At 69.3% G+C, this 20766-nt stretch carries 19 protein-coding genes; 13 read left to right on the forward strand and 6 right to left on the reverse strand.

Going from position 1 to position 20766, the window contains the following annotated elements; translation table 11 throughout:
• Positions 1-35: 35 nt before the first annotated feature.
• Together AC3A57_RS00555 and AC3A57_RS00560 are read left to right on the forward strand one after the other, a co-directional pair.
• Positions 36-389 (forward strand): putative quinol monooxygenase, encoded by a 354-nt coding sequence (locus AC3A57_RS00555; RefSeq protein ID WP_487577089.1) that lies wholly within the window; start codon positions 36-38, stop codon positions 387-389.
• On the forward strand, positions 386-946 hold the full coding sequence (locus AC3A57_RS00560; protein ID WP_487577090.1) for a flavin reductase family protein: 561 nt from the start codon (positions 386-388) through the stop codon (positions 944-946). Before AC3A57_RS00555 ends, AC3A57_RS00560 begins: the two co-directional genes overlap by 4 nt.
• 741 nt (positions 947-1687) lie before the next feature.
• On the opposite strand, the gene AC3A57_RS00565 is transcribed toward AC3A57_RS00560, so the two are convergent.
• The 3 genes from AC3A57_RS00565 to AC3A57_RS00575 all read right to left on the reverse strand — a co-directional run bounded on the left by AC3A57_RS00565 (position 1688) and on the right by AC3A57_RS00575 (position 5484).
• Positions 1688-2470, reverse strand: a complete 783-nt coding sequence (locus AC3A57_RS00565) for a TSCPD domain-containing protein (protein WP_487577091.1) — start codon at positions 2468-2470, stop codon at positions 1688-1690.
• 119 nt (positions 2471-2589) lie between these two features.
• Positions 2590-3084: a hypothetical protein gene (locus tag AC3A57_RS00570; protein ID WP_487577092.1), complete on the reverse strand. Its 495-nt coding sequence runs from the start codon at positions 3082-3084 to the stop codon at positions 2590-2592.
• 246 nt (positions 3085-3330) lie between these two features.
• Entirely contained in the window at positions 3331-5484 is a 2154-nt protein-coding gene (locus AC3A57_RS00575; RefSeq protein WP_487577093.1) for an adenosylcobalamin-dependent ribonucleoside-diphosphate reductase, read from the reverse strand.
• A gap of 767 nt (positions 5485-6251) precedes the next feature.
• On the opposite strand from AC3A57_RS00575, the gene AC3A57_RS00580 reads away from it, so the two are divergent.
• From AC3A57_RS00580 to AC3A57_RS00630, 11 genes are all read left to right on the forward strand, one after another.
• Positions 6252-7688, forward strand: a complete 1437-nt coding sequence (locus AC3A57_RS00580; RefSeq protein WP_487577094.1) for a Do family serine endopeptidase — start codon at positions 6252-6254, stop codon at positions 7686-7688.
• A 162-nt stretch (positions 7689-7850) separates the two neighbouring features.
• On the forward strand, positions 7851-8213 hold the full coding sequence (locus AC3A57_RS00585; RefSeq protein ID WP_221670048.1) for a hypothetical protein: 363 nt from the start codon (positions 7851-7853) through the stop codon (positions 8211-8213).
• 2 nt (positions 8214-8215) lie between these two features.
• Positions 8216-8740 (forward strand): phage holin family protein, encoded by a 525-nt coding sequence (locus AC3A57_RS00590; protein WP_487577095.1) that lies wholly within the window; start codon positions 8216-8218, stop codon positions 8738-8740.
• Positions 8737-9153 (forward strand): hypothetical protein, encoded by a 417-nt coding sequence (locus AC3A57_RS00595; protein ID WP_487577096.1) that lies wholly within the window; start codon positions 8737-8739, stop codon positions 9151-9153. The genes AC3A57_RS00590 and AC3A57_RS00595 overlap by 4 nt, the downstream gene beginning before the upstream one ends.
• Positions 9154-9163: 10 nt before the next feature.
• A complete protein-coding gene (locus AC3A57_RS00600; RefSeq protein WP_487577097.1) occupies positions 9164-10300 on the forward strand; it encodes an AI-2E family transporter in 1137 nt (378 codons plus the stop codon).
• A 123-nt stretch (positions 10301-10423) separates the two neighbouring features.
• Positions 10424-11140 (forward strand): HAD family hydrolase, encoded by a 717-nt coding sequence (locus AC3A57_RS00605; protein ID WP_487577098.1) that lies wholly within the window; start codon positions 10424-10426, stop codon positions 11138-11140.
• Positions 11137-12516 carry a leucyl aminopeptidase family protein gene (locus tag AC3A57_RS00610; protein ID WP_487577099.1) on the forward strand — a complete coding sequence of 460 codons (1380 nt, stop codon included), beginning with the start codon at positions 11137-11139 and terminating at the stop codon, positions 12514-12516. The genes AC3A57_RS00605 and AC3A57_RS00610 overlap by 4 nt, the downstream gene beginning before the upstream one ends.
• Positions 12517-13249: 733 nt before the next feature.
• The gene (locus tag AC3A57_RS00615) at positions 13250-14515 is read left to right on the forward strand and encodes an efflux RND transporter periplasmic adaptor subunit (RefSeq protein ID WP_487577100.1); all 1266 of its coding nucleotides are present in this window, start codon (positions 13250-13252) and stop codon (positions 14513-14515) included.
• 75 nt (positions 14516-14590) lie between these two features.
• A complete protein-coding gene (locus tag AC3A57_RS00620) occupies positions 14591-15286 on the forward strand; it encodes an ABC transporter ATP-binding protein (protein ID WP_221670056.1) in 696 nt (231 codons plus the stop codon).
• Positions 15287-15302: 16 nt separating this feature from the next.
• On the forward strand, positions 15303-16469 hold the full coding sequence (locus tag AC3A57_RS00625) for an ABC transporter permease (RefSeq protein ID WP_487577101.1): 1167 nt from the start codon (positions 15303-15305) through the stop codon (positions 16467-16469).
• A gap of 13 nt (positions 16470-16482) precedes the next feature.
• Complete coding sequence (locus tag AC3A57_RS00630) at positions 16483-17808, forward strand: ABC transporter permease (protein ID WP_487577102.1); 1326 nt, start codon at positions 16483-16485, stop codon at positions 17806-17808.
• 303 nt (positions 17809-18111) lie between these two features.
• Here the strand turns inward: AC3A57_RS00630 and rarD are convergent, their stop codons facing one another.
• The 3 genes from rarD to AC3A57_RS00645 form a co-directional block, all read right to left on the reverse strand.
• Entirely contained in the window at positions 18112-19020 is a 909-nt protein-coding gene (gene rarD, locus AC3A57_RS00635; protein WP_487577103.1) for an EamA family transporter RarD, read from the reverse strand.
• Entirely contained in the window at positions 19017-19958 is a 942-nt protein-coding gene (yedA, locus tag AC3A57_RS00640; protein WP_487577104.1) for a drug/metabolite exporter YedA, read from the reverse strand. The genes rarD and yedA overlap by 4 nt, the downstream gene beginning before the upstream one ends.
• Before the next feature lie 160 nt (positions 19959-20118).
• Complete coding sequence (locus AC3A57_RS00645; RefSeq protein WP_255594972.1) at positions 20119-20631, reverse strand: GNAT family N-acetyltransferase; 513 nt, start codon at positions 20629-20631, stop codon at positions 20119-20121.
• Positions 20632-20766 lie beyond the last annotated feature (135 nt).

Genomic DNA, 20766 nt, shown 5'->3' on the forward strand with positions numbered 1-20766 from the left:
CCGCAGATACGCGGCGGACGCTCACTGGAGCTTCTATGCACACGGTTAGCAAAATCGCATTCTTCGCGGCTCTTCCCGGCCAGGAGGAGCAGTTGGGCAAGCAGCTGTTGGCATTGGTCGGACCATCGAGGACCGAAGCAGGCTGTTCGCGCTATGAGATCCTTCAGGACGCTGGTAGCGACGGCTTATGGATCGCCGTCGAGGACTGGCGCTCGGAGGCCGACTATCAACTGCACATGGCAACGGACTATGTCCAGGCGTTCCTGGCGATGGTGCCGTCGCTATGCGATGGCGAGCCCGATATTCGCAGCTATCGCGAACGGTCCACCCCCATGCTCCGAGAGCCTAGCCCCCTACGTCCACGACTCAACCTCGAAGAGACGTCATGAACACCGCGAGAAAAACAGAACTCCCGCTCACCGAAGTGCGGCGCTATCTGGAGCCCGGCCCCATTGTCCTGGTGAGTTCCCATTGGAAGGGCAAGGACAACATCATGGCCATGGGGTGGCACATGATGCTGGGATTCTCCCCAGCGCTGTTTGGGTGCTATATCTGGGAAGGCAACCATAGCTTCGAGATGATTCGGCGCAGCCGGCAATGCGTGATCAATCTTCCGACCGCCGACATGGTCGACACGGTCGCGGGGATCGGCAACTCCAGCGGCTCCGAGCGCTTCGACAAGTTCGCGCAGTTCGGACTCACCGCCGCCAAGGCCGAGTTGGTCGACGCCCCCCTGATTGCCGAGTGCCACGCAAACTTCGAATGCCGACTCGCGGACGATCGCCAGATCGACCAGTACGGCCTGTTCATCTGGGAGATCGTAAAAGCGCATGTGTCGCCGCGACCTAAGCGACCTGAGACTTTGCACTATCGCGGCAACGCCGAATTCATGGTGTCCGGCCGACGTATCAGCCGGCGAAGCCAATTCAAGCCGCAGAATCTGTGAGGGCTGGTTGCCGGCAAGGCCTGGACCCGCCTCACGCCGCGTCGTGCGCCCGCCAAGCGATCTGGATCTGCGGCGTTTGTTTGTTGCCGCTCGCTTTCGAGCGAGCGGCGCCTGCCCCGTCGACCAGGTCTACGGCCATCAGGGAGCGACTCAGACAGGCAAAGAATGGCGATCGATGCCCGCCGCAGCGCTTTAGATTGACAGCGCTCGAGCGATTGCCCCGCCGCCGGCGCGACAGCCCTGGCCCGCGGATCGCTGAGCCGTCCAAGCCCATGCGGTGGCGGCCCCATCGACACAGGCGCCCTCTCCAAGCAGCGCTGTTGCTCCATCCCGGCGCGCCCGAAAGATGGCGCGCGCGAAGCGGCGGCGATCCGAGCCCGATCAGGCCAGAGTCGCCGAGGGGCGCGGCGCACGCTCGCCTGCGCCGGCAGACGGCGGATCCGATCAAATTTGCTCGTTGGCCGGCCCGGCGCGCTATCCCGGCGGTAGAGACCGTGCGCCGCCCTGGCCGGCGACTGCGCCGCCGTCAATGCGCGTAGGCGTCCGTGCGCCAAGGCGCGAAAAAGGGCTCCGAAGAGCCCTTTTTGCCGTCGTCAAGACTCGAACGCCACCCGCATCTCCGGCACGCAAACGCTCCATTCGGCAGCAGCTGCTAGGTTGCCCCGTAGCGACGCATGCAGGCCAATCGCAGCTCATGGGCGCCGCGCAGGCACTCGCGCAGGCCGTTTCACCCGCCGAACATCAACCGCACTTGCTGTACCCGCAATTCAAACAGGTCGCGCAGCCGTCCATGATCACCACCGCCTTGGTGCTGCACTTGTGGCACATGGTCGCGGTGGGCGGGAACGAGGCGCCTTCGCCGGTGACGGCGACGTCTTCGCTGCGGGCCTCGTCGCCGGCCGCGCCGGCGGGGCTCACGTCAGAGTTTTTTTTTGCGCGGTCTTCGTAGGCGCGGCGCTTTTCGGCGATCAGCGCGCGCTGGGCGTCGCTCATTTCCGGGTCGTGCAGCATGCCGATCGACTTGAGGTGGTCTTCGACGATGGCGCCCATCTCGGCGACCAGCGAGGGCATGTACACGCCGCCGGCCTTGAAGTAGCCGCCGCGCGGGTCGAACACGGCCTTCATCTCGTCGACCAGGAAGGTCACGTCGCCGCCCTTGCGGAACACCGCCGACATGATGCGGGTGAGCGCCACGATCCACTGGAAGTGGTCCATGTTCTTGGAGTTGATGAAGATCTCGAACGGGCGGCGCGATTCGTGTTCGGTGCCGGCGTTGAGCACGATGTCGTTGATGGTCACGTACAGCGCGTGCTCGAACAGCGGCGATTTGATCTTGTAGGTGGAGCCGATCAGGATCTCGGGGCGCTCGATGCGCTCGTGCATCTGGATGACGTTGTCGGCCGGCGCTTCTTCCGCCTTCGCCGACGGGGCGCTGGCAGCGGCCGCCTTGGCCGCTTCCTTGGCCTTGTCTTCCGGGGTGACGACGCTGTAGCCCTTGATTTTCTTCTCGATCTTGACGGCCATGGGCCCGACTCCTGGTGCTGTATTGCTTGTTCTTGTGGGTGTAGCGGCGGGTACGGCCGCGGATCGGCCGGTCCCGCCCTAAGCCCTCTCCCGCAGCCGCGGGAGAGGGAGGGTGCCGATCAGCGCTTGGCGGCCTTCTTGGCGGCCTTCTTCGCCGGCGCCTTCTTGGCCGCCTTCTTTACCGTCTTCTTGGCTGCGGCCTTCTTGGCCGGCGCCTTCTTGGCTGCGGCTTTCTTCGCCGGAGCCTTCTTGGCGGCCGCCTTCTTGGCCGGGGCCTTCTTCGCCGCCTTCTTCACCGCCTTCTTGGCGGTGGCCTTCTTGGCGGCTTTTTTGGCCGCTTTCTTGGCGGTCTTCTTGGTGGCCTTCTTCGCGGTCTTCTTGCCGGTCAGGTCGGACACTTCCTTCTTGGCCTTGGCGCTGGCCTTGGCGAGCTTCTTCTTCGCCGTGCCTACCGCCTTCTTGGCGGCCTTGCGCGCCTTGGTCGCGGTCTTCTTGACCGTGGCCACGGCCTCCTCGGCGCGCGTGGCGATCGCGCTGCCGATGTTGGACGCGGTTTCCTTCACGTTCTCGGCGGCCTGGGTCAGCGTCGCCGTCACTCCATTACCGTTGCTCATGGTGCCCTCCTGGTGGGCAGACTGCTCTGGGCGATGAATGCGGTTACTGCAATCGGGGTGTTGCGTTGACGATGCTATACCTGCTGCGAGCGTGCGGAACAGTGGCCGGTTCCGCCCACCCGGGCCTGGCTGAATGTGCCCGCGGACCGGCCCGGGTTCCGCGTGCGGGCGGTGCGGCCGCCGACCGGACGGAGCGCCGTCGCGCGCCCGCCCGCCGAGCGGCGGACGGGGCGGCGGCGGACGCCGTCAGAACTTGCCGTAATACCCTTCCTTGAGCGCGTCGAACAGGTTGGCTGCGGTGTGCATCTCGCCGTCGTATTCGATCTGTTCGTTGCCCTTGACCTCGAGCACGCTGCCGTCTTCGAGCTCGAAGCGGTAGGTGGTGTTCTCCAGGTCCGCTTCCTTGACCAGCACGCCCTGGAAGGCGGCCGGGTTGAAGCGGAAGGTCGTGCAGCCCTTGAGGCCCTGCTCGTGGGCGTAGCGGTAGATGTCCTTGAAGTCCTCGTAGGGGTAGTCGGTCGGGACGTTCGCGGTCTTGGAGATCGAGCTGTCGACCCACTTCTGCGCGGCGGCCTGGACGTCGACGTGCTCCTTCGGGGTGATGTCGTCGGCGGCGATGAAGTAGTCGGGCAGCTTGGCCTCGGCTTCGTCGCTGAACGGCATCGCCTTGGGATTGATCAGCTCGCGGTAGGCCAGCAGCTCGAACGAGTAAACGTCGACCTTTTCCTTGGATTTCTTGCCTTCGCGGATCACGTTGCGGCTGTAGTGGTGCGCGAACGAGGGCTCGATGCCGTTGGAGGCGTTGTTGGCCAGCGACAGCGAGATGGTCCCGGTCGGGGCGATCGAGCTGTGGTGGGTGAAGCGGGCGCCGACGTCGGCCAGCTCCTCGACCAGTTCCGGGGCGACCTCGGCCACCCGCTGCATGTAGCGCGAGTACTTGGCGTGCAGGACCTTGCCCGGGATCTCCTGGCCGACCTTCCAGCCGTCGGCCTTCATCTCCGGACGCTTGCGCAGCATCTCGGCGGTCACGGCAAAGATCTCGTCCATGATCGGCGCCGCGCCCTTCTCCTTGGCCAGGGCCAGGGCCATTTCCCAGCCGGCCACGGCCATTTCGCGGGCGATGCGCTCGGTGAACTCGCACGACTCCTTGGAGCCGTACTTCATCTTGAGCATGGTCACGGTGCTGCCCAGGCCGAGGAAGCCCATGCCGTGGCGGCGCTTGCGCATGATCTCGGCGCGCTGCTGTTCCAGCGGCAGGCCGTTGACCTCGACCACGTTGTCGAGCATGCGGGTGAACACGCGCACGACTTCCTTGTACTCCTCCCAGTCGAACTCGGCCCGGTCGGTGAAGGCGTTGCGGACGAACTTGGTCAGGTTGACCGAGCCCAGCAGGCAGGCGCCGTACGGCGGCAGCGGCTGCTCGCCGCAGGGGTTGGTGGCGCGGATGGTCTCGCACCACCAGTTGTTGTTCATCTCGTTGACGCGGTCGATCAGGATGAAGCCCGGCTCGGCGTAGTCGTACGTCGAGACCATGATCATGTCCCACAGGTGGCGGGCGCGGATGTGGCCGTAGATCTTGCACGCCACCAGGCCGTCGTCGCGGACGATGTAGTTGCGGTGGGTCGGCCAGTCGCGCCAGACCACGTGCTCGGCGTCGTCCAGGTCCAGGTCGCCCTGCTCCTTGATGTTGACCGGGAACACCAGCGGCCAGTCGGCATCGGTCTTGACCGCGTCCATGAAGCCGTCGGTGATCAGCAGCGACAGGTTGAACTGGCGCAGGCGGCCGTCTTCGCGCTTGGCGCGGATGAAGTCCTTCACGTCCGGGTGGCTGACGTCGAAGGTGCCCATCTGGGCGCCGCGGCGGCCGCCGGCCGAGGACACGGTGAAGCACATCTTGTCGTAGATATCCATGAAGGACATCGGACCGGAGGTGTAGGCGCCGGCGCCGGCGACGAAGGCGCCGCGCGGGCGCAGGGTGCTGAACTCGTAGCCGATGCCGCAGCCGGCCTTGAGGGTCAGGCCGGCCTCGTGGACCTTCTCCAGGATCCCGTCCATCGAGTCTTCGATGGTGCCCGAGACGGTGCAGTTGATGGTCGAGGTCGCCGGCTTGTGCTCCAGCGCGCCGGCGTTGGAGGTGATGCGGCCGGCCGGAATCGCGCCGCGGCGCAGGGCCCAGACGAAGCGCTCGTACCAGTACTGCTGCTTCTCGGCGCTGGGCTCGGCATCGGCCAGGGCGCGGGCCACGCGCTGGTAGGTCCCGTCGATGTCGGCATCGACCGCCTCCCCGCTCTTGGTCTTGAGGCGGTATTTCTTGTCCCAGATGTCCTGGGACGCGGGTTGCAGGGCGATGTCTCGTTCCACCGCCGCGTTCTTGACCGCCTCGAGGCGCACCGTGCTCATGCCTGTTTCGTCTCCTCAATCTTGACGGCGGGCCGTTGGGTTGCGCCCGCCATCGGTGGTTTCTTATGTACGTGGCAACCGGGTCGGGGCTCGGCGCGCGCGGCGGCGAGGGGTCTTAGCGGGTGCCGGAACGTCTTGTGTAACGCTTGTTTCGTCTAGGTCGTGTCGCGGTGTTGCGGCCGGCCCCCGGAAGCGCGTCCCGGACCCCGGCCCACCGTCGGCCCCCCGCCGACGGCAATGCGCGCGATCGCGTGGTTACGCGCCGCGTGCGGCTGTTTATCGTCGTGTTTTGAGGTTCGCGCCGGTACTCGTCATGCGCCCGCTCGCTGTCAAGGCGACGCCTAACCGACCCAAGCCGAACCCCTAAGCTTGGGCTCCCTCTGCGGGGCCAACCACTAGATGTTGTGGCCTCGCAGGGACCTCAAGCTACGCCCGGCGTTGCGGGAAGTCAACGTCTTTTTGATGGCTATCACGCTTTGTCCGGAGCCGCGCGGGCACGCATCGCAGTTCCGGCGCGGGCCCGGAGAAGTGTGCCGACCGGTCCCGCGCGGCCGCGCCGGACACCCTGGGCGGGGGTCACTTCATCGGCTATTTATTGCCGCTCTCCGACACTGGGGCGACGGAACCAGATCGGGCCGGCACGGTCCAAGCCGGCGGCGTGTGCGGGCTCGTCCGAACCGGCACCGCCCTTGATCGACCCCGCTGCCGCCACGATCTCGTCCCCGACAGCCCCGCCCCCGACCACCGCCGACCGGAACCGCTACGCGATGCGCCCCTTGCCGACCCTGCTGACCCTCGCCCTCGCCGCCGCCTTCGGCGGTTTCGCCGCCACCGCGATCCGCGAAGGCCTGCAGGCGCCGGCGCAGGCCTCGCCCGCGGCCGCGGCCCTGCCCCTGCCGACCGCCGCGGCCCTGCCGGCCTCGGTCGGCGGCCAGGCCCTGCCGTCGCTGGCGCCGATGCTGCAGCGGGTCACCCCGGCGGTGGTCAGCGTGCACACCAAGCAGACGGTGCGGATCCGCAATCCCTTCGCCAACGATCCGTTCTTCCGCCGCATGTTCCCCAACATCCCGCAGGAGCGGATCAACGAGTCGCTGGGCTCGGGCGTGATCATCGACGCCACGAACGGCTACGTGCTGACCAACCACCACGTCATCGAAGGCGCCGACGAGGTGTCGGTGACCCTGGCCGACGGGCGCACGGTCAAGGCCGAGTTCCTCGGCTCCGACCCGGACACCGACGTGGCGGTGATGCGGATCCCGGCGCAGAACCTCAGCGCGATCGCCCTGGCCGACTCCGACGCGCTCAAGGTCGGCGACTTCGTGGTCGCGGTCGGCAACCCGTTCGGGATCGGCCAGACGGTCACCTCGGGCATCGTCTCGGCGGTCGGCCGCAGCGGCCTGCGCGGCCTGGGCTATCAGAACTTCATCCAGACCGACGCCTCGATCAATCCGGGCAATTCCGGCGGCGCCCTGGTCAATCTCAACGGCGAGCTGATCGGCATCAACACCGCCAGCTTCAACCCGCAAGGCAGCATGGCCGGCAACATCGGCCTGGGCTTCGCGATCCCGGCCAACCTGGCGCGCAACATCAAGGACCAGCTGATCGCCAACAACGGGGTGGTCCGGCGCGGCACCCTGGGGCTGGAATCGCAGGACGTGACCGCGCAGCTGGCGGCCGCGCTCAAGCTGGCCGAGCCACGCGGCGCGCTGGTCTCGCGCGTGTTCGGCGGCAGCGCCGCGGCCGCCGCCGGGCTCAAGCCGGGCGACGTGATCCTCAGCGCCAACGGCCAGCGCATCGACAACCGCGATGCGCTGCGCAACTTCGAAGGCCTGCAGGCGATCGGCAGCAAGATCGCCCTGGAGGTGCGCCGCGAGGGCCAGACCCTGCAGCTCAACGCCAGCCTGCGCGAGCAGCCCAAGGCGGTGGCCGGCACCGAACTCGATCCGCGCCTGACCGGCGCGACCTTCGCCGAGATGCCCGAGCGCCTGCGCCAGGCCGGCTATTCCGGCGTGCTGGTCGAAAGCGTCGCCCGCGGCAGCCGCGCCGAGGCCAACCAGTTGCGCAAGGACGACATCGTCGTCGCCGCGACCAGCGGCGAGTTCGACGATCTGCCGGGCTTCCGCGCCAGCTTCACGCGTACCCCGGCACAGTTGGTGTTGCGTATCGTGCGCGGCAACCGCCGCGGCGACTTGCAAATGCAGTAACGTCGCGGGGCGCACGCGCCGCCGCGAACGGCATGAACGCGCGTCGCACGATGCGACGACGACCACCGCCGCCTAGGCACGGGCACCGCCCGCGTCCGACCGCGGTCCGCCAGAACCCTGGATTTGTTCCGCGGTTCGTCCCTTGCACGGAGGAAGACCCCGATGACCCCCACCTCGACCGACGCGATCAAGAGCAACCTCGGCCAGGCCGGCTCCCACCTCAAGCAGGCCGCGGTCGACGCCGGCGACGCGCTGCGCAGCGCCGCCAGCGTGGCCGGCGACGAACTCAAGATCGGCAAGGCCAACGTCAAGTCCGACCTGGCCGACGGCGCCCTGGCCGGGATCGCCGCCGCCGAGCACGCCGGCGGCGCCGCGCGCGAACAGGTCGATGCGCTGATGGACAAGGGCCGCGACCTGATCGAAAGCGCCGCCGACCTGGTCCGCGAGCGTCCGCTGGCCTCGTTCGGCATCGCCTTCGCCGCCGGCTTCATCATCGCCAAGCTGGCCCGCGGCAGCGACAAGTAAGCGTGAGCGATCCGCACCGCACCGCGGACGACCCCGCGCCCGACGGCGGCGCGGCGCCGGACCCGGCCGCACCGGGCCCGCGCTCGCCGTCGATCGAGGAGTCCTACCGCGAAATCCGCGACGCCGGCCGCGAAGGCCTGGACGCGGCGATCGACACCGGCCGCGCCCTGCGCGGCCTGTTGATCGCCGACTTCGCCCTGGCCCGCAGCGCGCTCGGCCGCGCCCTGCTCTGGGTCAGCGTGGCGATCGTGTTCGGCGCCTCGTCCTGGCTGCTGCTGATGGCGGCGCTGATCGCTCTGCTGCAGGGCGTGCTGGGCTGGTCGTGGATGGCCTCGATGGCCGCCGCCTCCGGGCTCAGCCTGATCGTCGCCGCGGTCGGGATCTGGCAGGCCCTGCACTACTTCGAATACACCCGCCTGCACGCGACGCGTCGGCAATTGCGCCGGCTCGGCCTGGGCGATCTGGACGAAGAAGAACTGCAGGCCAACTTCGCCGCCGACGCCGCGCGGCGCCAGGAGCGCGCATGAGCCGGTTCCAGCGCCTGCAACGCCGCGTCGCCAAGCGCGAGCAACTGCTCCAGGGCCGCTACGAACAGGCGCTGGAGCGCAAGGACACGCTCAAGGCGCGCTGGCGCGAGGCCTGGACCCCGGGCCGGATCGTCGTCGCCGGCGTGGTCGCCGGCTTCGTCATGGGCCGCGCCGAGCCGGTCAAGCTGGCGGCGAAGAGCGGCAACCTGATGCAACTGGTCACCCTGCTGTCGGGCCTGTTCGCCGGCAGCAGCGCGCAACAGGCCGCCGACCAGGCCGGCCGCGCCGCCGGCGAAGCCGGACAGGCCGCCGACAACGCCGAGGCCGCGGTCGAAGCGGTGGTCGCGCCGGGCTACGCGGCAGTAGCGTCCAAACCCGGCAAGGCGCACAGTTCCACCACCGAACAGGCCTGACGGTCCCGCCTTGAGCACGCCCTCCCCACCGTCGGCCGCGGACGCGCCGGCGCCGCCGGCCGCCGACGAGCCCGCGCCCCCGCCCGCCTCCGAGCCGCCTCCGGCGCGGCCGCGCGCACCGCTGTCGCTGCGCATCCTCGCCGCGCTGGCGGTCGGCTTCACCCTGTGGGCGGCGCAGGAGCTGATCCTGCCGATCCTGCTCGCCGCGTTCTTCGCCCTGGTCGGCAACCCGATCCTGCGCCTGCTGCAGCGGCTGTACCTGCCGCGCTTCGTCGGCGCGGTGCTGGTGCTGGCCGGCGGCCTGGCGGTGTCCGGCGTGCTGGCCCTGCAATTGGTCGAACCGGCCGGCGAATGGGTGCGCCAGGTGCCGCGCGAGATGAAGCAGCTGGCGCCCAAGCTGCGGCAGATGACCAAGCCGATGCAGGAGGCCAACCGCGCCGCGCAGAACATCGCCCGCGCCGCCGGCGGCGAGAGCACCAGCAAGCCGGTGCAGGTGGTCAAGACCGAGCTCAACGACCCCTACCGCTCGCTGACCGCGACGCCGAAGTACCTGGCCCAGGTGCTGGCGGTGATCCTGCTGACCTTCTTCTTCATGGTCTACGGCGAGTCGCTGCAACGCAACGCGATCGCGCTGCTGCCGGGGCCGCAGCAGAAGAAGCTGACCATCGACATCCTGCACTCGATCGAGCGCGAGATCTCGCGCTACGTGCTGACCATCAGCCTGATCAACACCGGCCTGGGCCTGGCCCTGGCCGGCGCGCTGTACGCGCTGGGCGTGCCGCTGCAAGAGTCGCTGCTGTGGGGGACGATGGCGGCGATCCTCAACTTCGCCCCCTTCGTCGGCCCGCTGATCGGCATGATCATCATGCTGCTGATGGGCTTCGTCGCCTTCGACGAGCTGTGGCCCTCGCTGTTGCCGGCCGGGGTCTACCTGTTGCTGCATACGATCGAGTCGCAGGCGGTGACCCCGATCGTGCTCGGTCGGCGCATGCGCCTGTCGCCGCTGGTGCTGATCCTGGCGCTGATGCTGTTCGGCTGGCTGTGGGGCATCGTCGGCCTGCTGCTGGCGGTGCCGCTGCTGGTCTGCGTGAAGTTGGTGCTGGCGCGGATCGACGGCCTCGAAGGCTGGTCGCGGCTGCTGGAATGAATGCGGCGGCGGCCTTGCCGAAGCGGGCCGACCGGCTGGCCCGCGACGGCGCCTGAAGCCGCGCCCGCGCCGGTCCGCGACCGCGGAGCCGGCCGCCGGCGCCGGGCGCGCTAAACTGGCCGCATGAGCTTTCCCGTCCGCGCCATCACCCTGGACCTCGACGACACCATCTGGCCGATCGCGCCGGTGATGGTGCGCGCCGAGGCGGCCCTCGACGCCTGGCTGCGCCGGCACGCGCCGGCGACCGCGGCGCGGTTCCCGGTCGAGGCGATGCGCGCGCTGCGCGACCGCATCGCCGCCGAGCGTCCGGACCTGGCCCACGACTTCACCCAGCAGCGCCGGCTGACTCTGGAGCATGTGCTGCGCGAATCCGGCGACGACGTCGCCCTGGTCGACGCCGCCTTCGACGCGTTCTTCGCCGCGCGCTGCGAGGTCGAGCACTACGCCGACAGCGAGGCCGCGCTGGCCCGCCTGGCCGGGCGCGTGCCGCTGGCCGCGCTCAGCAACGGCAACGCCGACCTGGTCCGGATCGGGTTGATGCCGCTGTTCCGCTTCCAGCTCGGCGCGCGCGAGCACGGCCGGGCCAAGCCGGACCCGAGCATCTTCCTGGCCGCCTGCGATCGCCTCGGTGTCGAGCCGGCGCAGGTGCTGCATGTCGGCGACGACATCGAGCTGGACATCGTCGGCGGCGCCCGCGCCGGGCTGCGCACCTGCTGGATCAACCGCGAAGGCCGCGCCTGGCCGCACGCCGGGCTGCGCCCGGACCTGGAATTCACCACCCTCGCCGCGTTGGCCGACTGGCTCGACGCGGGCCACCGCACGGATACCGCTGCCGCATGACTCTGCCCCTGGGTTTCACCGACGACGCCAGCGACGCCCTGCCGCTGGTCCTGGTCAGCCGCAACAGCCTCAAGGCCTGGCGCGAATCGCTGGCCGATACCGCCGCCGCCTGGCTCGACAGCCAGGGCTTCGACGGCACGCCCGGCACCGCCGTCATCCTGCCCGGCAGCGACGGCCGGATCGTCGCCGGCGTGCTCGGCATCGGCGATCCGCTGGACCCGTACTCCTACGGCCACGGTCCGTTCGCCCTGCCTGCCCGGCGCTGGCGCGCCGAAGGCCAGTACGACGCGGCCACCCTGGACGCGCTGCACATCGGCTGGGGCCTGGGCAGCTACCGCTTCGACCGCTACAAGGCCGCGCCGCGCGCGCCGGCGCAACTGGTGATCGACGCCGCCGACCACGCCGAAAGCTTCGCCGTGATCGCCGCCAGCCTGCGCGTGCGCGACCTGATCAACACCCCGACCGAACACATGGGCCCGGACGAACTGGAAGCGATCGCGCGCGAGATCGGCCAGCGCCACGGCGCCGCGGTCGAGGTGGTCGCCGGCGACGACTTGCTGAAGCAGAACTTCCCCGCGATCCACGCGGTCGGCCGCGCCTCGCACCGCGCGCCGCGCCTGATCGCGCTGCGCTGGGGCGACGAGCGCCATCCGCACATCGCCCTGGTCGGCAAGGGCGTGTGCTTCGACACCGGCGGCCTGGACCTCAAGCCGGCCGACGGCATGCGCTGGATGAAGAAGGACATGGGCGGCGCCGCGCACGCGATCGGCCTGGCCGAGCTGATCATGGCGCGCAAGCTGCCGCTGCGCCTGACCCTGCTGGTGCCGGCGGTGGAAAACGCGGTCGGCCCGAACGCGTTCCGCCCCGGCGAAGTCATCGCCACCCGCCAGGGCGTCAGCGTCGAGATCGACAACACCGACGCCGAAGGCCGGGTGATCCTGTGCGACGCGCTGACCTACGCCGCCGAACAGGCGCCGGAGCTGCTGCTCGACTTCGCCACCCTGACCGGCGCAGCGCGCATCGCCCTGGGCCCGGACCTGCCGGCGCTGTTCGCCAATCGCGACGAGGTCGCCGAGGCCTGGCTGCAAGCCGGCCAGGCGCAGCGCGACCCGCTGTGGCGGATGCCGCTGTGGCGCCCCTACCTGCGCTACCTGACCAGCCATATCGCCGACCTCGCCAACGGCGGCCCGTCGAAGATGGCCGGCTCGGTGACCGCGGCGCTGTACCTGGAGCGCTTCGTTCCCGCCGAGCTGCCGTGGGCGCACCTGGACGTGTACAGCTGGAACGACGCCGACCGCCCGGGCCGCCCGGCCGGCGGCGAGGCGCAGGGCCTGCGCGCGGCGTACGCCATGCTCAAGGCGCGCGCGACGGGCTGACGACCCGCACACCGCATCCGCCGGCCGCGACCGCCCCTACCCCGCCTTTGCCGCGCCCCACTTTTGAAAAAGGGGGCAAGGGGGATTTGCTTTCGACCATCCCCCGCAAAGCAAATCCCCCGCGCTCCGCAAGCCACTCAGAAACGCACCGGCGCCGGGCGCTAGCCCCCTTTTGCAAAGGGGCAGTAGTTCGCGGCCCTCTCTGCAGACAACGGCTCGCGCGGCCTTTGCGAGCCGTGGATCGCACCCCTGCCTTTGCCGTTCCCCCCTTTGAAAAAGGGGGGGCAGGGGGGATTTGCTTTTGCCCTTCCCGCCGCGAAGCAAATCCCCCGCGCTCCATCGGCCACTCAGAAACGCACCGACGCCGGGCGCTGGCCCCCTTTTGCAAAGGGGGCCATGGCTCTCGCGCGCCACGCAGCCACCCCGCGCCCTTGCTGTCCCCCCCTTTGAAAAAGGGGGGCAGGGGGATTTGCTCTTGCTCTTCCCGCCGCAAAGCAAATCCCCCGCGCTCCATCGGCCACTCAGAAACGCACCCACGCCGGGCGCTGGCCCCCTTTTGCAAAGGGGGCCTCTGTTCGCGCGCGCGGCGCACCACCGCCCCGCCCTCGCCGTTGCGTGACACCTGTCATGAAAAACCGACGACTGCAGGGCTGACAGTTCCTGACTTTCCGCAGGTTGGCGTGCCATCGCGCCACGGTCACACTAGGCCGGTTCTGGCGTCCTGGTTGAGATCATGAGTGCATCGGCTGATCTACTGAAGGAACTTCGCATCGACCGCAACCGGCCGCCGGAGCGATCCGGCCCCGGGCGCGGCCTGGTCATCGGCCTGGTCGGCCTGCTCGCCCTGGTGCTCGGCGTCGCCGCCTGGGCGCTGTTCGGGCGCAATGCCGCGACCCAGGTGGACACCGCCACGGTCACCGCGATCGGCGGAGGCAGCGGCGCCGGCGCTTCGGTGCTCGACGCCACCGGCTACGTGGTCGCGCGGCGCATGGCCACGGTCTCGGCCAAGATCACCGGCAAGGTGCGCGAGGTGCTGATCGAGGAAGGCCAGCGGGTCGAGGAAGGCCAGGTCATGGCCACCCTGGACCCGATCGACGCCAACGCCCAGCGCGAGCTCAGCGCCGCCCAGCTCGGCGCCGCGCAGAGCGAGACCGCGCGCGTGCAGGCCCAGCTCAAGGAAGCCGAAGCCAACGCCGGCCGCCTGGCCCCCCTGGCCAAGCAGCAGTTGGTGTCCAAAGCACAGTACGACCAGGCGGTGGCCACCCGCGACGCGCTGCGCGCGCAGTTGCTGACCGCGCAGCGCAACGTCAAGGTGTCCGGCGACAGCCTGCGCATCGCCGACATCGGCGTCGACAACACCGTGGTGCGCGCGCCGTTCTCCGGCGTGGTCACCGCCAAGGCGGCGCAGCCGGGCGAGATCGTCTCGCCGCTGTCGGCCGGCGGCGGCTTCACCCGCACCGGCATCGGCACCATCGTCGACATGGACTCGCTGGAGATCGAAGTCGACGTCGGCGAGGCTTACATCGGCCGGGTGCAGCCGAAGATGCCGGTCGAGGCGGTGCTCAACGCTTACCCGGACTGGAAGATTCCGGCCGAGGTCATCGCCATCATCCCGGCCGCCGACCGCGGCAAGGCCACGGTCAAGGTGCGCATCGCGATCAAGCTGCGCGACGCGCGCATCGTCCCCGACATGGGCGTGCGGGTCAGCTTCCTGGAAGCGGCCAAGCCGGCCCAGGCGGTGCAGGCCAAGCCCAGCGCGATGGTGCCGGCGGCGGCGCTGGCCCAGCGCGACGGCCGCGACGTGGTGTTCGTGGTCGAGGACGAAAAAGTCCGCCAGACCGCGGTGACCCTGGGTCGCAAGCTCGGCGAGGACCGCGAAGTCACCCAGGGCCTGAGCGGCGGCGAGACCGTGGTGCTGTCCCCGGCCGACGGCCTGGGCGACGGCGCCGCGGTGCGTGTCGAAAACGCCGACGCCGGTTCGTCGGAAAAGAGCGACTGATCGCGATCGATTCACCCGGACGGCGCGGCAAGCGCGCCGCGCTTCCTATCCGCAACACGTACGAGGACTTCGACGATGGCCGACACCTTGGTTTCGATCCAAAACCTCACCAAGACCTACCAACGCGGGCCGGAAAAGGTCGAAGTCCTGCACGGCATCGACCTGGACATCGCCAAGGGCGATTTCGTCGCCCTGATGGGGCCGTCCGGCTCGGGCAAGACCACCCTGCTCAACCTGATCGGCGGCCTGGACACGCCCAGCAGCGGCGAGATCACCGTCGAGGGCGAGCGCATCGACCGGATGAGCGCCGGCCAGTTGTCGCAGTGGCGCAGCCGCCACGTCGGCTTCGTGTTCCAGTTCTACAACCTGATGCCGGCGTTGAGCGCGCAGAAGAACGTCGAGCTGCCGCTGCTGCTGACCCACCTGGGCGCCGCCCAGCGCCGCCGCAACGCCGAGATCGCGCTGCAGCTGGTCGGCCTGGCCGAGCGCGGCAAGCACCGCCCGAACGAACTCTCCGGCGGCCAGCAGCAGCGCGTGGCGATCGCCCGCGCCATCGTCTCCGACCCGACCCTGCTGATCTGCGACGAACCCACCGGCGACCTGGACCGCCATTCGGCCGAGGAGATCCTCAACCTGCTGCAGTTGCTCAACCGCGAACACGGCAAAACCATCGTCATGGTCACCCACGACCCGAAGGCCGCCGAGTACGCCACCCACACCCTGCACCTCGACAAGGGCACCCTGGTCGAGCAGCAGTCGCACGCGGCCTGAGCCGGGAGCGTCCGAGATGAAATATTTCCATCTGATCTGGGCGGAGCTGATGCGGCGCAAGACCCGCACTGCGCTGACCCTGATGTCGATCATCGCCGCGTTCCTGCTGTTCGGCCTGCTCGACGGCGTGCGCGAGAGCTTCGAACAGGCCGGCCAGAGCGCCAACGGCGCCAAGCGCCTGCAGACCGGTTCGCGCCTGTCCTTCATCCAGACCCTGCCGCAGGCCCTGCACGGCCGGATCGGCCAGGTCGACGGGGTCAAGCAGGTCACTTACGCCAACTGGTTCGGCGGCGCGTATCAGGACCCGCACAACCAGATCTTCAGCTTCGCCGTGGCCGACAACTACCTCGATCTCTACCCCGAGATGAGCGTGTCCAAGGCGCAGCGCGCGGCTTTCGCCCAGACCCGCACCGGCATCCTGGTCGGCGAAGGGCTGATGAAGCGCTTCGGCTGGAAGGTCGGGCAGAAGATTCCGCTGCAGTCGACCATCTTCCCCAACCGCGACGGCAGCAAGAACTGGAGCTTCGACATCGTCGGCACGCTCGCCGTCGCCGACAAGAAGTCCGGCGGCTGGTACGACCAGATGCTGCTGATGCACTGGAAGTACTTCGACGAGTCCACGCCCTACAATCGCGGCACGGTCGGCTGGTACGTCAGCGAAGTCGCCGACGTCAACCGCGCCGACCGCGTGGCCAAGGCGATCGACGCGCTGTCGGCCAACTCCGACCACGAGACCAAGACCCAGACCGAGCAGGCCGCGACCGCGTCGTGGATGAAGCAGATGGCCGACATCGGCCTGATCGTCGGCTCGATCATGGGCGCGGTGTTCTTCACCCTGGTGCTGCTGACCGGCAACACCATGGCCCAGGCGGTGCGCGAGCGCACCTCCGAGCTGGCGGTGCTCAAGACCATGGGCTTCCCCGACCGCAGCGTGCTGCTGCTGGTGCTGGCCGAATCGGTGCTGCTGATGCTGATCGGCGGCGTGATCGGCGTGGCCATCGCCGGCGCGCTCGGGCCGATCGTCGCCACGATCAGCGGCGGCGCGATCAACGTGCCGCCGATCGGCCTGAACAGTTGGGCCCTGGGCCTGAGCCTGATGCTCGGCATCGGCGTGCTGGTCGGGCTGTTGCCGGCGATCCGCGCGATGCGTTTGAACATCGTCGATGCGCTGGCCGGACGCTGAGGAGAACGCACTCATGAAGAAACTCAAATCCCTGCTCCGCGGCGCCTTCACCGGCCTGTGCCTGATCGTCGCCCTGGTCGCGTGGTCGCTGTTGCCCTGGCCGGCCCTGCTCGGCCTGGCCGCCGCGTTCGCGCTGTGGATGCTGCTGACCCGCAGCGGCCGCCAGGCGGCCTCGGTCGCCGGCGTCGGCATCAGCACCCTGAGCCAGCGCCTGGGTTCGTCCTCGGTGGTGGTGATCGGCATCGCCGGCGTGGTCGCGGTGCTGGTGGCGATGCTGTCGATGGCCGAGGGCTACCAGCAAACCCTGCGCCGCACCGGCAGCGACGACAGCGTGATGGTGCTGCGCGGCGCGTCCGCGGCCGAGGTGATGTCGACCCTGGACCTGGCCAGCATCAACGTGATCGAACAGGCCCCGGGCATCGCCCGCGGCGCCGACGGCCGGCCGCTGGCCTCGCCGGAAACGGTGGTCGCGGCCAACCTGCCGATCAAGGGCGGCGCCCCCGACGAGGACGGCAGCGTGCAGTTGCGCGGCGTCGGCGACCGCGCCTGGCAGGTGCGGCCGCAGGTCAAGATCGTCCAGGGCCGGCGCTTCGAGACCGGCAAGCGCGAAGTGGTGGTCGGCCAAGGCGCCCAGCGCCAGTTCGCGGGCCTGGAGGTCGGCAAGCAGATCCGCCTGGGCAACGAGCGCTGGAACGTGGTCGGCGTGTTCAAGTCCGGCGACGCGATGGACTCGGAAGTCTGGGCCGACGCGCAGATGGTCGCGGCCACCTACGGCCGCGGCGCCTCGCGCAACTCGGTCGTGGCCAAGCTGTCCGACGCCAAGCAGTTCAAGGGCTTCAAGGCCGCACTGGCCGGCGACCCGCGGCTGCAGGTGGATACCAGCACCACCGCCGAGTATTTCGCCAAGCAGAGCGAGGCGATGACCAAGGTGATCCGGGTCATCGGCATCGTGGTCGGCTCGATCATGGCGATCGGCGCGGTGTTCGGCGCGCTCAACACCATGTTCGCCACCGTCGCCACCCGCGCCCGCGAGATCGCCACGCTGCGCGCGATCGGCTTCCGCGGCGTGCCGGTGGTGGTGGCGGTGATGCTGGAGACCATGCTGCTGGCGCTGCTCGGCGGCCTGATCGGCGGCGCCCTGGCCTGGCTGGTGTTCAACGGCTACACCGCCTCGACCATCGCCGGCGGCGTCGGCCAGCTGACCTTCGACTTCCAGGTTACCGGCGCGCTGCTGTGGAGCGGGCTGAAATGGGCGCTGGCGATCGGCTTCGTCGGCGGCCTGTTCCCGGCCCTGCGCGCGGCGACCCTGCCGGTGACTACGGCGCTGCGCGCGCTGTAAGCCGCAGCGCCGCATCGGTTCGGCATCGGGGCCCTCTTCGCAAGAAGAGGGCCTTGTCGTTTGCGCGTGGCATATCGGTGGTTCGACGGCGACGAAACGCAGGGCCAAAGCCGAAGCAAATCCCCCGCCCCCCTTTTTCGAAGGGGGAACTACTGTCGCCAGGGAATCGTTGCGGCTGCGCTTGCGGTCCCGCAAATCGCCGCACATGCAGCCCTGTGAAGCAGATGCGGTTCTCCCCCTTGGAAAAGGGGGGCTGGGGGGATTTGCTCTTCGCCCGCAACCTTGGCCGCAGCGCCGCCGCGCTCAGGCCGCCTGCGCCGCCGCCGCGAGCCGGCGCGAGCGCAGCATGCCTTCGCCGACGAACAGGATCAGGCCCAGCCAGATGATCGCAAAGCCTATCGCGCGGGTTTCGTCGAACGGCTCGCGCAGCACCCACACCCCAATCAGGAACTGCAGCGACGGCGCCAGGTACTGCAGCAGGCCGATCGCGGTCAGCGACACCCGCCGCACCGCGTAGGCGAAGCCGATCAGCGGCAGCGCGGTCAATGCGCCGGCGATCACCAGCAGCAGGTCGGTGCCCAGGCCCCATGCGCCGAAGAAACCGCCCTGGCCGTGGCTTTCGCCCCACAGCATCAGGCCCAGCGCGGGCAGGAACAGGTACACGTTCTCGACTCCCAGTCCGGTCACCGCCTCGACCGCGACCAGCTTGCGCACCAGGCCGTAGATCGCGAACGACACCGCCAGGCCGAGCGCGATCAGCGGCGGCTGGCCGTAGCGCAGGGTCAGCCACAGCACCCCGGCGAAGGCCAGCGCGATCGCCACCCACTGCACCGCGCGCAGGCGTTCGCCGAGGAACAGCACGCCCAGCATCACGCTGACCAAGGGCCCGATGAAATAGCCCAGGCTGCCTTCGAGCACGTGGCCGGCGTTGACCGCCCAGATGTACAGGCCCCAGTTGAACGCGATCAGCACCCCGCTCAGCGCCAGCATCGCCGCCTTGCGCGGCTGCGCCAGCACCTCGCGCAGCCAATGCCGGCCGACCTTCCAGCACAGCCAGGCGGCGACCAGCAGGGTGCTCCAGACGATGCGGTGGGCGACGATCTGCAGCGACGGCACCGACTTGAGCAGGTGCCAGTACAGCGGCATCACGCCCCATAGCGCGAACGAGGCGATCGCGATCCACAGACCGCGGCGGTCGACGGCGAGGTTCATGCGCGTTCCTTTTCCTGCGCCGGCAGCGGCGCCGCCGGCTTGGCCGCGCGCGCGCGGGCCAGGGTGATGATGACCACGCCGGCCAGGATCACCGCCATCGCGCCCAGGTCGTGCGAAGTGAAACGTTCGCCGGCCAGCAGCGCGCCGAACAGCACCGCGATCGGCGGGTTGACGTAGGCGTAGCTGGTGGCCAGCGCCGGGCGCACGTGGTGCAGCAGCCAGATGTAGGCGGTGAAGCCGAAGATCGAACCGGCCACGACCAGGTACAGCAGGGCCGCGGTGGCGCCGACGCTGGGCACGGCGACGATGCGTTCGCCGGTCAGCAGCGCCGCGCCGAGCATCCACACGCTGCCGGTCAGCATCTGCGCGCTGGCGGACATGAACGGCGACGGCAGGTCCTGGTCGCGGCTCCAGATCGAACCCCAGGCCCAGGCGATCGGCGCCACGATCAGGCACACCAGGCCCAGGGTCGAGGCCGCCAGCTTGCCGCCGGCGTTGAGCCAGACCACGCCGACGAAGCCGATCGCCAGGCCGATCCATTCGATCTTCGACGGGTGGCGCCCGCGCAGCATCGCGAACACGCCGGCGAACAGCGGCATCGACGCCACCGCGATCGCGGCCAGGCCGGAGTCGACCTGGGTCTCGGCCAGGTTCACCAGGCCGTTGGACAGCAGCACCATCCAGATCGACAGCACCCACAAGGTGCGCCACTGCTTGCGCGTCGGCGGCGCGACGCCGCGCCAGCGCAGCACCGCGTACATGATCGCGCCGGCCAGGGCCATGCGCCCGGCGCCGAGCAGGAACGGCGGATAGCTGGCCAGGGCGAAGCGGATCGCCAGGTAGGTCGAGCCCCACAGGACGTAGACCGAGGCCAGGGCGAAGGCGACGGCGAGGGGACCGGGGGCGAGGCGTTCGGCGGTGGGGGCGGCGGCGCTCATGACGCGGGGTTCCGAAGGCGAGAGACGGCGGGAGCAACCGGCCGACGGGATCGGCCGATGGGGTTAGTGCGAGTCGGGTCGCGCGAGAGCGAACGCGCGACGCAGTGCAGCGGTGGTTCCTCGCCGCCGGATTCGCTGGCGCGAGCCGGCGGCGGCCAGTCTAGGGATGGGGTTGGTAACGCGACACCGCGGTCCGGCGGCTGCCTGCGTCGCGGCGGCGCGGATCGTCGAACACGTCGATGACCACGAAACCGGCCTTGCGCATCATCCCCGCCGAGCCCTCGTTCTCCTCGTGGCGCTCGACGTAGATCTCGCTCATCCCCATCTGCCGCAGGCGCGCGACCGCGGCCTGCAGCAGTCGCGAACCCAGGCCCTGGCCGCGGTGTTCGCGGTGCACCACGGCCTCGCGGACGTGCCCCTGCCACTCGACTTCGCGTCCGGCCGGTTGGTAACGATGGAACGCATCGCTCGGCTCGAACGTGACCGCGGCCACGATCGCACAATCGCATACGGCCACCACCGCCTGGGTGCGTCCGCGCCGGATCGCCGCCAGGTGCTCGGCCAACTCCAACTCGGGCAGGAAGTTCCAGGGGTTGGGGCCGTGCTCGCGGATCAGGGCGAGGATCTCGCCGATCTGCTCTGGCGCGGCGGCTTGCGTCACGTACCGGGACATCCCGCGGGCGTCCGTCTTGGGGGGTGGGGAGCGAGTCATCACATAAAAATTCTTCATGCGATGAGATCAAGAATAGCGTATCGATGTCAGTCAAATTGCGGTTGAAAATTTGCCCGCATCGACGCAAAAATCTTG

This window comes from Lysobacter sp. Soil_C_15, assembly GCF_057657315.1.

Bases quoted from the DNA above. Each gene is read 5' to 3' on its own strand.
- AC3A57_RS00620 (WP_221670056.1), top strand. From the start codon at position 14,591: ATGGCCGACACCTTGGTTTCGATCCAAAACCTCACCAAGACCTACCAA.
- AC3A57_RS00625 (WP_487577101.1), top strand. From the start codon at position 15,303: ATGAAATATTTCCATCTGATCTGGGCGGAGCTGATGCGGCGCAAGACC.
- AC3A57_RS00580 (WP_487577094.1), top strand. From the start codon at position 6,252: ATGCGCCCCTTGCCGACCCTGCTGACCCTCGCCCTCGCCGCCGCCTTC.
- AC3A57_RS00585 (WP_221670048.1), top strand. From the start codon at position 7,851: ATGACCCCCACCTCGACCGACGCGATCAAGAGCAACCTCGGCCAGGCC.
- AC3A57_RS00645 (WP_255594972.1), bottom strand. From the start codon at position 20,631: ATGTCCCGGTACGTGACGCAAGCCGCCGCGCCAGAGCAGATCGGCGAG.
- AC3A57_RS00630 (WP_487577102.1), top strand. From the start codon at position 16,483: ATGAAGAAACTCAAATCCCTGCTCCGCGGCGCCTTCACCGGCCTGTGC.
- AC3A57_RS00560 (WP_487577090.1), top strand. From the start codon at position 386: ATGAACACCGCGAGAAAAACAGAACTCCCGCTCACCGAAGTGCGGCGC.
- yedA (WP_487577104.1), bottom strand. From the start codon at position 19,958: ATGAGCGCCGCCGCCCCCACCGCCGAACGCCTCGCCCCCGGTCCCCTC.
- rarD (WP_487577103.1), bottom strand. From the start codon at position 19,020: ATGAACCTCGCCGTCGACCGCCGCGGTCTGTGGATCGCGATCGCCTCG.
- AC3A57_RS00615 (WP_487577100.1), top strand. From the start codon at position 13,250: ATGAGTGCATCGGCTGATCTACTGAAGGAACTTCGCATCGACCGCAAC.
- AC3A57_RS00610 (WP_487577099.1), top strand. From the start codon at position 11,137: ATGACTCTGCCCCTGGGTTTCACCGACGACGCCAGCGACGCCCTGCCG.
- AC3A57_RS00605 (WP_487577098.1), top strand. From the start codon at position 10,424: ATGAGCTTTCCCGTCCGCGCCATCACCCTGGACCTCGACGACACCATC.
- AC3A57_RS00565 (WP_487577091.1), bottom strand. From the start codon at position 2,470: ATGGCCGTCAAGATCGAGAAGAAAATCAAGGGCTACAGCGTCGTCACC.
- AC3A57_RS00575 (WP_487577093.1), bottom strand. From the start codon at position 5,484: ATGAGCACGGTGCGCCTCGAGGCGGTCAAGAACGCGGCGGTGGAACGA.
- AC3A57_RS00595 (WP_487577096.1), top strand. From the start codon at position 8,737: ATGAGCCGGTTCCAGCGCCTGCAACGCCGCGTCGCCAAGCGCGAGCAA.
- AC3A57_RS00570 (WP_487577092.1), bottom strand. From the start codon at position 3,084: ATGAGCAACGGTAATGGAGTGACGGCGACGCTGACCCAGGCCGCCGAG.
- AC3A57_RS00555 (WP_487577089.1), top strand. From the start codon at position 36: ATGCACACGGTTAGCAAAATCGCATTCTTCGCGGCTCTTCCCGGCCAG.